Here is a 13,960-nt window from a genome sequence, read left to right on the forward strand (position 1 = left end):
TTTTTGGTATTAGATTTGACTTATTTGGAGAAATTCTTGTAGCTTTGCAACCCTAAATGAGAAAAAACTCTTACATATCACGTTCTCTCGGACTTTTGATGTTCATCACGGTGGTAGTGACAAGTGTTTTCGGTAAACAGATTTACCATAAACATTCAAACCAAGCCCCTGTTGCAGCACAGAAAGTAAAGCCTAAAAAAGCCGAGAAAGGAGAGCAGTCTAAAGAACAGACTGTTGTGAGTGAAGTTTCTCTTGAGGTAGTTGTACCGAGCCATGCCTTCGATTTCGGACATTATGCTATCATTTTACCTCTTCCGCAAATCATTTATGTAATCGTTGAGACCTCTGTTAAAACGTTTACAAAACCGCTTTATAGGTTATCATATTTCGACAAATTGTACGAGCACCATATTGCTCCCAATGCCCCATAAATCTTTGACCCTGCAAAGGGTTTCTCCTTCTTTTTATTCATGAGTTCTTCATGAAATTATATCTCATTAAATTTTATTTTTTTAAACATTCCCTATAATGAACAACAGAGGTGGAATCATAGCACTTTTAGTGGCGTTCCTGTCACTTAGTGTTTACTTTTTATTACGTACCTGGAAAGCAAACGACATTAGAAATAGTGCAGAGGCATTTGCTACTGATAAATCAGGTAAAATAGATTATGCTAAAAAACAAAGATACCTTGATTCCTTGTGGAAACAACCAGTGTTTTTAGGCACAACTACCGAAGACCTTACCAAACAAGAGCTAGGCTTAGGTCTTGACTTGCAAGGAGGTATGAGTGTGATTCTTGAAGTTTCTCCTGCTGAAATCGTTCGTTCTTTGGCCGGAAGCTCGAGAGATCCAAGAGTAGCAACTGCGATTGCCAATGCACAAAAAAGAGCAGTAGCAAGCACAACAAACTTTGTTGATTTGTTTGCCGAAGAATTCAAAAAAGTAGCACCTGATACCAAATTAGCTAATGTTTTCTCAAACAGCTCTAACCGTGGTACATTGAACCTGGAGTCGTCAGATAGCCAGGTGACAAGCTATATCAAAAAAGAAGTAGATGGGGCTTTTGACCGTGCGTTCAGAATCATCCAGACACGTGTGGATAAGTTTGGGGTTGCCAACCCTAATTTACAAAGATTATCAGGTACTAACCGTATTCAGGTAGAGTTACCAGGTGTTGATAATCCTGACCGTGTACGTAAATTATTATCAGGCTCTGCTAAATTAGAGTTCTGTGAAGTATATACCATGCAGGAAATTGCTCCATCATTTGATGGTTTAGCAGGTATCTTGCTACAAATGGATATTGATTCAAAAGGTAAAACAACAACTGGTGCGAAAAAAGATACAACTGCTACAGCAACTAAAACGGCCGCAGATACTACTAAAAATAGCTTAAGTTCTCAGTTAGCAGGTGGTGGTGCGAAAGGTGATTCTACGAAGAAAGATTCAGCTTCATTGGCGCAACGTCAGAACAATGCTTTCAGTAACTTGTTCATTCCAACGGGTTATGGTGTGGCTGTTCGTACGAAAGACGTAGCACGTGTGAAAGAAGTAATGGATCGTTCAGATGTTCGTGCTTTATTCCCGGCTAATGCTAGCTATGTATTTGATATTAAACCACGTGCGAATGGTACAAATGTGAACGAGGAAATCGTGGATATGTATTTTGTGAAAGATTTAGGCAAAGCACCTTTGGAAGGTGATGTGGTTACAAACGCAAGTCAGGATTACGATGAGCGTGGAAAACCAGCCGTAGAAATGCAAATGAACGCAGAAGGTGCAAGAAAATGGAAAGCCTTGACGGGTGCAAATATCGGTCGTCCGATTGCCATCATTCTTGATAATTATGTATATTCTGCACCAAACGTAAATGGTGAAATTGCAGGTGGTCGCTCAAGTATCGCAGGTAACTTCACAGTTGAAGAGGCGCAAGACTTAGCCAACGTATTAAAAGCCGGTAAATTACCAGCTCCGACAAATATTATCTCTGAAGATATCGTAGGTGCCAGTGTAGGTTCTGAAGCTGCTCAGGCGGGTATTATTTCATCTTTAATAGGTTTATTAGTAGTATTAGGCTTTGTATTGATTTATTATAACAAAGCAGGTATAATTGCAGATATTGCCCTTATCGTCAACTTGTTCTTGTTGTTAGGGGTTATGGCATCATTTGGTGCTACGCTTACACTTCCGGGTATTGCAGGTATGGTATTATCAGTAGGGGTATCTGTCGATGCTAACGTACTGATCTATGAGCGTATCAAAGAAGAGCTGGCACTAGGTAAAACCTTTAAGGATGCTGTAAGAGACGGTTTCAAAAATGCGATGTCATCAATCATTGACTCAAACGTAACAACGTTGATCACAGGTATTGTACTATTTGCTTTCGGTACAGGTTTGATTCTTGGTTTTGCAACAACCCTTTTGATTGGTATCTTCACGTCTTTATTCTCTGCGATTTTCGTTTCAAGATTGTTGTTTGAATATTATATTGGTAAAGGAAAAACCATTTCATTCTCGACGAAATGGTCTGATAAACTATTCAAAGATTCACAGTTCGACTTCGTTTCTAAACGTAAGTTATACTATACTATCTCAAGTGCTATTATTATTGCGGGTGTTATCTCTATTGCAGTAAAAGGATTTGGTCTAGGGGTTGATTTCAAAGGTGGTCGTACTTATGTTGTTAAATTTGCAAAAACAATTAATTCTACTGACGAAATCAAAGACGCTTTGAAAGAAACGTTCCAGGGAGAAAATACTGAAGTTAAAACATTCGGTGGTTTTGATCAGGTGAAAATTACAACCTCTTACAAAATTGAGAATACCAATACAGATGTTGAAAAACAAATTCAGGCAGATGTAAATAAAGCCCTGACTAATGTAAATGGTAACTCTGGTAAAGTAATGAGTTCATCTAAAGTAGGGCCAACCATTGCTAACGATGCTATCTGGGGTGCGGTAAAAGCCGTATTGCTATCAATCGTATTAGTGTTTGCTTATATCTATATCCGATTCCGCAAACTGGCTTTCGCTTATGGATCATTAGTGGCTCTGTCTCACGACGTCTTGATTATCCTTGGCGTATTCTCTATTCTACGTGGTTTCTTGCCATTCTCTTTAGATGTGGATCAGGCTTTTGTAGGTGCGGTATTGACGATTATGGGTTATTCAATGAATGACACTGTCGTGGTATTTGACCGTGTACGTGAGTACTTATCTGAAAAACGTGGAGTAAAAGAAGATATTCCAACTGTTATCAACAATGCCTTGAACAGTACTTTGAGTAGAACGGCTGTAACTGGTTTTTCAACCTTGTTGGTACTTTTAGTATTGTTGATTTTCGGTGGTGAAACCATCCGTGGTTTCGTATTCGCGATGTTTATCGGGGTAATCGTGGGTACTTACTCATCATTATTCGTAGCAACACCAATCGTTGTAGACGGTATGCAACGTGATATTAAGAAAGAAGAAGAAAAACTGGCAGCTGCTCCGGTAGTAGTTGAAACCAAAAAGACTAAGAAATCTTAATAAGTAATGTTTGAAAATAGAAACGCCCTGACTTGCAAAGGTCAGGGCGTTTGTTTTATATAGTCTTTAAAAATAGAAATTATCCCTTTTGCCCAGCAATCTCAACCAACTGATTAATATGAGTAATAATCTTTGTATCTGGTCTGGTTTCTATTCCTTGTCCGATTACCTGATAGCCTGTCAATAGAATCTTTATGTCAGGGAATCTTTTTTCTAGTTTAATGACCAATTTCTGCGTTTCATCCTGAGCAGGGCAGGAGGTAATAGCAGTAAATATATAATCTGGTTTTTGAGCTTCACATACGTACACCAACTCTTCGAAAGGCAGGGTTTGCCCCAGATAAATCACTTTATTATTTCTGGCTTTTAATACATAGTTGGCAAAGAGTAAAGAAAGTTCGTGCAATTCACCTTCCGGAAGAAATAATACATACTTTTTAGCGTGAGGATTGGGTCTCATTACTTGTCCGTCAATGGCTACAATCAGTTTCTGACGAATCAGGTTAGAGATAAAATGCTCTTGTGCGGGGCCGATGGAACCTGTTACCCATAATACACCTATTCTGCTCAAGAATGGATAAATGATATTAATCATCATCTCTTCAAAACCGAATCTAAGGGCATTTGTCGCCATGATTTTCTCAAACCTCTCTTCGTCAAGGTCAATCATGGCAATGGTAAGCGCATGAATCTGATCAGGATAACTTTGTTTTTTTTCAGTAATACCAATTACCTCTTTTGACAGCTTTTCAGCCGACAATTTGGCAATTTCAGAAATCTTGTATTCATGTTCTTTGAGCAACGCAATATTTAGCACTAGTTTTAAATCCTGGTCATCATATATACGTATGTTCGTATCTGTCCGTTTGGGTGTAATAATATTATATCGTTGCTCCCAGATTCTGAGAGTATGAGCCTTTATGCCCGATAGTTGCTCTAAATCACGTATGGAGTAATTACTCATTATTCTTTGCAGGTTTTCCCTTAAAAAGGTGGTGTATGACTAGGTGGTATTTCAGAATAAACTTAACACAGCGTTTGTTTATAGTATACATATAACATAAACCAATAAAATTTGTTTAAAATATTAATCTATTGGTTTTTATATGAAAGTGATACGAAAGATAATGAATAAAATTGAGTAATTTTGCACCCTGATTTTGAAACGGCGATTTAGCTGATTCAAGTATAATTATTTTTAAAACGCATAATATGACTACCGAACAATTGAAGGAGTTAAAAGCCAGAGTAGCGGCTTTAAGGGGGTATCTTTGACTACGATAGTAAGAAAGAACAACTAGATGACCTCGAAAACCAGACTGCTCAGCCGGAGTTCTGGACGAATGCCGAAAAGGCTGAAAACGTAATGAAACAGGTGCGTGCCCTGAAAGGCTGGACCGTAGGCTACGAAAAGGCAGAAAGTGCCATAGGAGACCTCGAAACCTTGTTTGAGTTTTATACAATGGGCGAAGCTACCGAAGAAGAGGTAGACGAAGAAGGAAAGAAATTTGACGAGATACTGGCAGAACTGGAATTGAAAAAAATGCTTTCGAATGAGGAAGACCAGTTTAGTGCAGTATTAGAAATAAATGCAGGCGCAGGTGGAACAGAAAGTCAGGACTGGACGAGTATGCTGATGCGTATGTATATGATGTGGGCCAATAAAAAAGGCTATAAAGTATCAGAACTGGATTATCAGGATGGTGATACTGCCGGGGTGAAATCAGTTTCATTGCAGATTGAAGGCCCGATGGCGTATGGCTTCCTGAAATCAGAAAATGGGGTACATCGTTTGGTAAGGGTCTCTCCTTTCGATTCTAATGCCCGTCGTCATACTTCATTTGCCTCTGTTTATGCTTATCCTTTAGTAGATGATACGATTGAGATTGAAGTAAAAGATGCCGATATTGAAATTCAGACTTCACGCTCAGGTGGGGCAGGTGGGCAGAACGTAAACAAGGTAGAAACCAAAGTTCAGTTGACGCACAAACCAACTGGTATTATGATTACCTGCCAGATAGAACGAAGCCAGCATGCCAACCGCGAACACGCAATGCAGATGTTGAAATCTAAACTCTATCAGCTGGAGGTTGAAAAACGCAATGCGGCAAAAGCTGAAACCGAAGCAGGTAAGATGAAAATTGAGTGGGGGTCGCAGATTCGTAGTTATGTATTAGACGACCGTCGGGTGAAAGACCATCGTACCAATATTCAGACATCAAATACCGAAGCAGTGTTAAATGGTGAAATTGATGAGTTTATCAAAGGTTTCTTAATGGAGAACTAAGAGTAAAAATTATAAATAAAAAATCCTTGTAGGGGTTCTGCATCCAGAACCCCTACAAGGATTTTTTATTTAGATTTGTTTATTTTCTCCGTTTCAAACTTATGAGTTGAATAATACTCAGCATCTTTTTTGCCTTTGGTAAAGGCATAATACAATATACCAATACCTAATAAAACAGCGGGAATACTTAATATCTGCCCCATGTTTAAAGTCATACTGTCTTCAAAAGCTTCCTGATTTTCTTTCAAAAACTCGTAAAAGAAGCGCAAGGTAAATACCCAGATAAGAGATATGCCTAATAACAGGCCGTGAGGCATTTTTTCTTTCATCCGATTCCACAAGTAAAATAACAGTCCCCATAGAATCAGGCACGAAAGTGCTTCATATAATTGTGCAGGGTGTCGGGTAAATGCTTCTGGAGTCATTTTCAAAGAACCATCAGTGCCCATACTGAATGTATTGAAGCGAAAAGCCCAGGGTACATTGCTCGGTTTACCTAAAATCTCATGGTTCATCAGGTTTCCTAAACGAATAAATGCCCCACCTAAAGCTGCAGTTATCACAATCCTGTCTGTAACCCATAAAAAAGGTTGGTCTTTATGCTTTCTGCCATATAGGAATAAAGCTAAAAGGGCACCAATAAGAAACCCATGACTGGCAAGGCCACTATAAGGCGGCATAATCATATCTACCAGAAATTTACCGGGATTTTGCTTGAAACTATCAAATTCATAAAAGAAGTAATGACCAAAACGAGCACCGATAACCGTAGCGATTATCATCGTAAATAGAAGAGAATCAAGGTCTTTTAAGGGTTTATGTTCTTTCTTGAAAATATGAGTCATAATCTGGAATCCAATCAGGAAGCCCGACGCAAAGAGTAATCCATACCAACGCAGTTCGAATCCACCAAGTTTTGCGATAATGGGATTGACATTCCAAGGAATTTCTAAAAATATCATATTATAGTGGTTTGATTTTTTCGCAAAATTATAAGTTTTATCTGATACTTATATGACAGGCACTTTTACTTTAATATAATGTCCGGATTATTTTATAATAATAGCAAATAGTTACCTTATATAATAACAAGCATCGATCAATGCTCAAGAATGATGAATCATTGTATGAATTTGATTATGATGTTTAGCATTTACCAATAGATTGATATTGAAGCAGATCAGGTTTTAACAAAAGTACTTAGGTGTCTGAAAAGTTCTCTCAACAAATGATATTTGTGCATTGATTTTTCAAACACCTGAATTTTATTTCGGCTTGGCGGGTTTATCCGTTTCGAATGTATGAGTAGAGTAATACTCTGCATCTTTTTTACCTCTGGTAAAGGCATAGTAGAGGACGCCAATCCCTAATAAAATAGCCGGAATGCTTAGTATCTGTCCCATATTTAAAAACATGCTATCTTCAAATGCTTCCTGGTTTTCTTTCAAATACTCATAGAAGAAACGTAGTGTAAATACCCAGATTAGGAATATGCCTAATAGTAATCCGTGAGGCGTTTTTTCTTTCGTGCGATTCCATAGATAAAACAATAATGCACAAAGAATAAAGCATGACAAAGATTCATATAGCTGAGCAGGGTGCCTTGTAAAGGCTTCCGGGATCATTTTCATAGAGCCATCAGGATTTGTACCAAATGTATTAAAACGAAAAGCCCATGGTACGTTACTTGGTTTGCCAAGAATCTCATGGTTCATGAGGTTTCCTAAACGAATAAATGCCCCACCCATAGCTACTGTAATTACCACCCTGTCTGTAATCCATAAAAAAGGCTGGTCTTTGTGTCTACGGCCATAAAGAAATAAGGCTGTAAGAATACCAATAGTAGCCCCATGACTGGCCAGTCCATTATAAGGCGGCACAATCATATCTATCAGGAATTTACCGGGATTTTGCTTAAAACTATCGAATTCATAGAAGAAATAATGACCAAAACGAGCCCCGATAACCGTAGCGATAATCATTACGAACAACAAAGCATCCAGATCCTTTTCAGGTTTATGTTCTTTTTTGAAAATATGAGACATAATCTGGAAACCAATCAGAAAGCCCGAAGCAAATAATAACCCATACCAACGCAGTTCAAATCCACCAAGTTTTGCAATAATGGGGTTGACATTCCAGGGAATTTCTAAAAATATCATGTTGTAGGTGTTTGATTTTTTTCAAAATTATAAGTTTTATCCGATAGATGGTTGTAAAATTCGTAAATTGCACCAGAAACTTCTGCAAACTATCTGTTGTTATACTTCATACCCTGTTAATAGGGTTATATATCTTTGCACTAACAATATTTAACAAATACATTAAATTCGCAATCAGCTATTGATCAAACGATTGGTATTGCTTTAAATTTTTACTTGTTTATGAAAATAAATATCGGAATCATCGGAGGAGCAGGTTATACAGGTGGAGAATTACTAAGAATCTTATTAAATCACCCGAATACAAATATCGCTTTTGTTAATTCTAAAAGCCAGGCGGGTAAACCTGTATATGCTACGCACGGCGATTTATTTGGTGAAACAGACATTCGATTTGCCGATGAGGAGGATTTCAGCAAAGCAGATGTATTGTTCCTTTGTTCTGGTCATAACGAATCGAAGAAATTCTTAGCAGAAAACGCTATTCCCGAAAACATAAAAATTGTTGACCTGAGCACCGATTTCCGTGACGAAAGTAATGGCTTTACCTATGGTTTGCCGGAATTGCAGAGAGATAAGATAAAAACGGCAGCTAAAATCGCTAATCCCGGTTGTTTTGCTACGAGTATAGAGTTAGCTGTATTACCTTTAGCTAATGCAGGCGTTTTGAAAGAAGATGTGCATGTGAGTGCCATTACGGGTAGCACAGGGGCTGGGCAATCATTATCAGCCACTACACATTTCAGTTGGAGAAATAACAATATTTCTATTTATAAGGCATTTACGCATCAGCATTTAAAAGAAATCACGCAAAGCATTAAATCTTTGCAGGCTGATTTCGGAAAAGCCATCAATTTCATTCCTTATCGTGGAAACTTTACGAGAGGAATTATGGCAAATATTTATACCAAATTTGATGGAACGATAGCAGAAGCGCAGGACCTATACCAGCAATACTATGCCGCTCACCCATTTACTTATATAAGCGACGAGGCAGAAATAGATTTAAAACAAGTAGTAAATACCAATAAATGTATTCTACATCTTGAAAAGCATGGTGATAATCTGTTAATCAGCAGTATCATTGATAACCTTACCAAAGGGGCATCAGGACAGGCCGTTCAGAATATGAACCTTATTTTTGGGCTCGATGAAACAGCTGGCTTGAAATTGAAACCGGTTGGCTTTTAACATAGCATCCTTACTTGATAATTTTATATACTTTCTGACTACTCTTGGCTTGAATAAAATAGATACCTTCAGGCCAAGCAGACGTATCAATAGCGTATTGGCTTTGTTTCTGTGCTGTATTTAACATACACTTTCCTGCTATATTATAGATACTTATATTATCGGGAGCTGGTAGTTGGATATTAATTTGGTTCAGAAATGGATTTGGGAAAACCTTAATATTTTCAGTTAAGTTTTCGGTAGATGTAATAGAAACCTCCACACTATTTGATATTATTTCATTGAATCCCTGTTGGCGTACCCGATAATAAGTGATTTTGCTTAAAGGTACATGGCTGATAAAGCGATATTGATAAGTATAACTTCCTGTGGCTGCTGTCTGGCTTAATTCAGTCCAGGTTTTTTCTTTGTCAGAACTGAATTCGATAATAAATCTATCTTCTAAATCGTCATAATTGGTTCGCCATTCAAAAGCAATACTATCCTTTTCTAACGCATAGCTAAGCGATATTTGTGAACACTCATAAAGCAGCTTTCGTTGGTCTAAATTGTCTAAAGCAGCATTAATAGAGTCTTTACTTCGTTTACTCCAGTTAGTAGCACTGTAGCTGTAATTTGGTTGCATTAATGATCCGCCTCCTTCATCGTGCTGAGCACCAAAAACGTGCCCCATTTCATGGGAAGCTACCCATGTTGATTGAGATGAATCAAGAAAACCCTTTATGATAAATGTTCCCATTCCGAGTTCATTTTGCATAGATTTAGCATAACCTATATAAATGCCCGAAAAATTTATGCCGGTTATTCCTATTACAATAAGAGATTTATGCTTTTTCCATACTTCAGGTTTTTGCCAGTTTAAATATAAATCGGCAAGAGGTTCACTCAAGATTTTATTAGCATTGATTGTCCAGGGTGTAGAGTCTTCATCGGTATAAATCATATGCCCGATTGCTTTAAAAACAATATCAGTCTTAAATGTAAAAGGAGAGAAAATAATTTGTATAATAGCAAGCCTCTTAAGGTTTTCTGCTTCTAATTTAGCAATATTAGCACCAGATGATATGTATTGCTTGTAATCACATACAAAGCCTACCGGAAATTCAACACATATTGCCATTGCCGGAGATTTTACTCGGGCTTTGGATGTACTGAGAGATTGTTGTGGAAGATCATAAGCACATATACCTTCCAAATCTCCGGTTTTGCTTATTTTTTGATAAGTATAAAAAGAATCATTTTGCATCTCTATACTCCAATATTCCTCATTTTCTGAGAAAAAAAGCCCATAAAACTGCTTGTTAATGCTTGTAAGGTAATATTTATGATTGCCATTAATGGCTTCATACAGTTCTGCCTGGCTGGGATGTTCACCATCTGATGTATAGATTTTATCGTATTGCTTAATCTCACTTGGTCTGAATTGCAGATTAAGCTTTCGGTCAGGTAATTCAAGTTGTACTTCATTGCTGAAATCATTACCTATTTGCTTTATTTGCCCACTAACTAAAGTTTGAGAACTGCTACTTTTTAATGATTTATCAGGCACAAATCTGATTATGGTCTGAGATTTTGCCAGAGTTGAGAAGCTTAAAATAAGGTAGGTTAATAAAACATTTTTCATAGCAAAAGGGTAGTTAAACAATATGCGCAGGGAATAATACTCAAGTTAAACAAATATAGAAAATCTTTATGGAAACTGTTCCTTTTAATAAAGTTCTTTTGTATGATAAAGTAAAAATAAAAAAGCCCATCTTCTCACAAAAGGAAGATGGGCTTTGGGATTATAAAGACAAATCTTTTACCTCTTTAAAATATTTTCATCCATTTCCCTTGTTCCTTCATTACCATCTCTATAATCTCTCTTACTGCTCCTTTGCCTCCATCTTTTGTTGATTTGTATAAGGCAACTTCCTGAATTTCGTCTACGGCATCAGCAGGACATACAGAAAGTACATTTCTATGCTTCATAATTTCCCAATCAGGCAAATCGTCTCCCATATAAATGGTTTGGTCAGCTGTTAAATTGTTATCTATTAAATACTGGTCGAAAACTGATAGTTTCTGATCGGTTCTTACGCCTAAGAAAATATCTTTTATACCCAATGGTGAAAGACGTTCTCTGACACTTTCCTCTTTCCCGCCTGAAATAATAGCAATATGGTATCCTGAACGTACCGCTTTTCCCATCGCATAACCGTCTTTTACGTTAAAGGTACGGGCTAATTCACCGCCTCTCAGGGCGAGTACAGTAGAATCAGTTAAGACACCGTCTATATCAAAAATAAAGGTAGTGATTTTACGAAGTTTAGATTTTAATTTTAGGTTCATGAAAAATTATAGTGATTTGGAATCACAATATTCGTGTAAATTCGTTTAATTCATGGCAAATTCTAAAAAATAAATTCGTGTTTAAGTCTCTGTCTCAAAAACTTTTCCGCTTCTTATTCAAAAGCATTTATGGGAAAACTATTATGGTGTTACTGGGATTGATGATAGTATTGAACCTGATTTTCCCGTTAAGAATAAACACGAAATATTCCACCTTAATTACTTCTTCTGATGGCACGCTATTACATGCCTTTCTAAGTCCCGATGATAAATGGAGAATGTATGTAGAGTTGAAAGAAATTACGCCAACGCTCCGCAAAGCTATTATTACCAAAGAAGACAAATATTTCTATTATCACTTTGGGGTTAATCCCATAGCTATTATCAGGGCATTCTACAATAACGTCACGAAAGGAAGGCGCACTTCTGGGGCGAGTACGATTACAATGCAGGTTGTGCGAATGCTTTATCCCAACGAAAGAACCTATTGGAATAAGATTTCTGAAATTGGCAAAGCTATACAATTGGAGGTGTTTTACTCAAAAGATGAGATTCTACAAATGTATTTGAATCTTGTGCCTTATGGGTCTAATATTGAGGGGATAAAATCCGCGTCTTATTTATATTTCCAGAAATCACCTGATAGATTGAGTCTTGCAGAAGTAACTACTTTGGCGATTATCCCTAATAGACCCACAAGCTTGCAATTGGGTACTAAAAACCCTCTGATTGTGCAAGAAAGAAATAAATGGCTGGAGCGATTCAGGAAAGAAAAGGCTTTTGAAAATCAGGCGATTAATGACGCAATTAAAGAACCACTTTATGTAAGCCGACACGAAGCTCCTAAAATGGTGCCGCATCTTGCTTTAAGGTTAAAAAAGCAATATCCTGATGAGCCAACTATCCAAACATATATTAAACAACCAATACAGGCGAAAGTAGAGCAGATTGTTGGGAATTATGCCAATCGGATTCGGGCGATGAATATCCATAATGCAGCAATTCTGATTATCAATAATGAGACTATGCAGGTAGAAAGCTATGTAGGTTCGGCGGATTTTTATAATAAAACTGATGGCGGACAAGTAGATGGTATACAGGCTATTCGTTCACCCGGAAGCGCGCTAAAGCCTATTTTATATGCTACGGCTTTCGATAAAGGAATTATTACTCCCAAAAATATCATTAATGATGTACCCACGAATTTCAGCGGTTTTGAGCCTGAAAACTTTGATAAGAAGTTTAATGGAAAAGTAACCTTAGAATTTGCATTGGCTAACTCATTGAATATTCCTGCGGTAAAGATTGTAAGAGATTTAGGAAAGAAAGAATTAATAGAAGTACTAAAGAAAGCTAATTTTCAGACAGTAAAGAAACAAGAAAAGGATTTAGGTCTCTCGATAGTGCTTGGTGGATGCGGGGTGACTTTGGAAGAAATGACTCAATTGTATGCTGTTTTTGCAAATCAGGGAAAATGGGAGAAAGCAAGATTGAAAAAACAAGAGAAAGATAGTAGGAGTGCCTCTCCACTGATTTCACCTGAATCCTGTTTCCTGACTACGCAGATTTTATCTCAAATCAAACGACCTGATTTGCCGAACAATTTTGGTTATACCTATCGCTTACCCAAAATCGCGTGGAAAACAGGTACCTCTTTTGGTAAACGAGATGCCTGGAGTATTGGGTATAATAAGAAATATACGATTGGGGTTTGGGTAGGTAACTTTTCAGGAGAGGGTGTTCCTGAACTGAGCGGTGCTGAAATTGCTACGCCTTTATTATTTCAGGTATTCAATAGCATTGACTATAATTCAAACAACGAATGGTTTCAACAGCCCAGGAATGTAGTCTCTCGACAGGTCTGTGCCGAATCAGGAGATTTGCCGAATGAATATTGCCTCAATAAAATTCTGGATTATTCAATCAAGAATGTCTCGCATACACGTAAGTGTAGCCATATCAAGAAATTTTTCGTCAATTATTCAGAATCTATCAGTTATTGTACTCAATGTTTGCCAGTTGATGGAAATTATAAAGAGAAAAACTACATGAATTATGCACCGGAGCTGATTAGCTTCTACGAGTTAAAGCATATTCTATATGAGCGGATTCCACCACACAATCCGGCTTGTACAAGAGTATTCGGGGCTACCAATAACCAGCCCGTTATTACAAACCCTAATGAGGGAAGCGAATATTACATCAATGCCAAAGACCCTCAGCAAATGCAACTGGCTTGTCAGGCGGCTAATGACGTGAAAGAAGTATATTGGTATCTGAATGATAAGTTACTAAAAAAAGCCAAAGCTAATCAACCTGTCTTTTTTGTGCCAACCGCAGGTAAATTACGGATTTCATGTACTGACGATAAAGGCAGAAGTAGTACGATTTCGGTGACCATTAAGCCAGAATAAAACAAAAGAGAGGAATTCTTGCGAATCCCTCTCTTGCTGTGAAT

The 13,960-nt window shown here is 37.5% G+C and carries 10 protein-coding genes; 5 read left to right on the top strand and 5 right to left on the bottom strand.

All coding sequences use genetic code 11. From position 1 onward, the window contains the following. Nucleotides 1-56: 56 nt before the first annotated feature. Both ACYVFA_RS03620 and secDF read left to right on the top strand, forming a co-directional pair. Nucleotides 57-431 carry a hypothetical protein gene (locus ACYVFA_RS03620; protein WP_460470430.1) on the top strand — a complete coding sequence of 125 codons (375 nt, stop codon included), beginning with the start codon at nucleotides 57-59 and terminating at the stop codon, nucleotides 429-431. A gap of 97 nt (nucleotides 432-528) precedes the next feature. Further along, nucleotides 529-3,531: a protein translocase subunit SecD/SecF gene (gene secDF, locus ACYVFA_RS03625; protein WP_460470431.1), complete on the top strand. Its 3,003-nt coding sequence runs from the start codon at nucleotides 529-531 to the stop codon at nucleotides 3,529-3,531. Nucleotides 3,532-3,610: 79 nt separating this feature from the next. On the opposite strand, the gene ACYVFA_RS03630 is transcribed toward secDF, so the two are convergent. After that, on the bottom strand, nucleotides 3,611-4,495 hold the full coding sequence (locus tag ACYVFA_RS03630) for a MerR family transcriptional regulator (RefSeq protein WP_460470432.1): 885 nt from the start codon (nucleotides 4,493-4,495) through the stop codon (nucleotides 3,611-3,613). Between the two features lie 248 nt (nucleotides 4,496-4,743). Between ACYVFA_RS03630 and prfB the strand changes: the two genes are divergently transcribed. Continuing rightward, nucleotides 4,744-5,818, top strand: a protein-coding gene (gene prfB / locus ACYVFA_RS03635) for a peptide chain release factor 2 (protein ID WP_460470433.1) whose coding sequence is annotated in 2 segments (ribosomal slippage) — nucleotides 4,744-4,803 and nucleotides 4,805-5,818 — 1,074 coding nt in all. Because the reading frame shifts where the segments join, the coding sequence is not laid out codon by codon here. Between the two features lie 65 nt (nucleotides 5,819-5,883). Here prfB and lgt (ACYVFA_RS03640) read toward each other — a convergent pair. Continuing rightward, on the bottom strand, nucleotides 5,884-6,780 hold the full coding sequence (gene lgt / locus ACYVFA_RS03640; RefSeq protein ID WP_460470434.1) for a prolipoprotein diacylglyceryl transferase: 897 nt from the start codon (nucleotides 6,778-6,780) through the stop codon (nucleotides 5,884-5,886). 303 nt (nucleotides 6,781-7,083) lie between these two features. After that, a complete protein-coding gene (gene lgt, locus ACYVFA_RS03645) occupies nucleotides 7,084-7,980 on the bottom strand; it encodes a prolipoprotein diacylglyceryl transferase (RefSeq protein WP_460470435.1) in 897 nt (298 codons plus the stop codon). Between the two features lie 222 nt (nucleotides 7,981-8,202). On the opposite strand from lgt (ACYVFA_RS03645), the gene argC reads away from it, so the two are divergent. Further along, complete coding sequence (gene argC, locus ACYVFA_RS03650) at nucleotides 8,203-9,171, top strand: N-acetyl-gamma-glutamyl-phosphate reductase (RefSeq protein ID WP_460470436.1); 969 nt, start codon at nucleotides 8,203-8,205, stop codon at nucleotides 9,169-9,171. A 10-nt stretch (nucleotides 9,172-9,181) separates the two neighbouring features. Here argC and ACYVFA_RS03655 read toward each other — a convergent pair whose 3' ends face one another. Then, nucleotides 9,182-10,795, bottom strand: a complete 1,614-nt coding sequence (locus ACYVFA_RS03655) for a T9SS type A sorting domain-containing protein (protein ID WP_460470437.1) — start codon at nucleotides 10,793-10,795, stop codon at nucleotides 9,182-9,184. A 185-nt stretch (nucleotides 10,796-10,980) separates the two neighbouring features. Beyond that, nucleotides 10,981-11,502 carry a KdsC family phosphatase gene (locus ACYVFA_RS03660; RefSeq protein ID WP_460470438.1) on the bottom strand — a complete coding sequence of 174 codons (522 nt, stop codon included), beginning with the start codon at nucleotides 11,500-11,502 and terminating at the stop codon, nucleotides 10,981-10,983. A 143-nt stretch (nucleotides 11,503-11,645) separates the two neighbouring features. Between ACYVFA_RS03660 and pbpC the strand changes: the two genes are divergently transcribed. Beyond that, nucleotides 11,646-13,916 carry a penicillin-binding protein 1C gene (gene pbpC / locus ACYVFA_RS03665; protein ID WP_460470504.1) on the top strand — a complete coding sequence of 757 codons (2,271 nt, stop codon included), beginning with the start codon at nucleotides 11,646-11,648 and terminating at the stop codon, nucleotides 13,914-13,916. Nucleotides 13,917-13,960 lie beyond the last annotated feature (44 nt).

This window comes from Emticicia fontis, assembly GCF_054779675.1.

Excerpts from the sequence above, each read along its gene's own strand:
- pbpC (WP_460470504.1), top strand. The coding sequence starts at position 11,646 with ATGGTGTTACTGGGATTGATGATAGTATTGAACCTGATTTTCCCGTTA.
- ACYVFA_RS03655 (WP_460470437.1), bottom strand. The coding sequence starts at position 10,795 with ATGAAAAATGTTTTATTAACCTACCTTATTTTAAGCTTCTCAACTCTG.
- secDF (WP_460470431.1), top strand. The coding sequence starts at position 529 with ATGAACAACAGAGGTGGAATCATAGCACTTTTAGTGGCGTTCCTGTCA.
- ACYVFA_RS03620 (WP_460470430.1), top strand. The coding sequence starts at position 57 with ATGAGAAAAAACTCTTACATATCACGTTCTCTCGGACTTTTGATGTTC.
- lgt (WP_460470435.1), bottom strand. The coding sequence starts at position 7,980 with ATGATATTTTTAGAAATTCCCTGGAATGTCAACCCCATTATTGCAAAA.
- argC (WP_460470436.1), top strand. The coding sequence starts at position 8,203 with ATGAAAATAAATATCGGAATCATCGGAGGAGCAGGTTATACAGGTGGA.
- lgt (WP_460470434.1), bottom strand. The coding sequence starts at position 6,780 with ATGATATTTTTAGAAATTCCTTGGAATGTCAATCCCATTATCGCAAAA.
- ACYVFA_RS03660 (WP_460470438.1), bottom strand. The coding sequence starts at position 11,502 with ATGAACCTAAAATTAAAATCTAAACTTCGTAAAATCACTACCTTTATT.
- ACYVFA_RS03630 (WP_460470432.1), bottom strand. The coding sequence starts at position 4,495 with ATGAGTAATTACTCCATACGTGATTTAGAGCAACTATCGGGCATAAAG.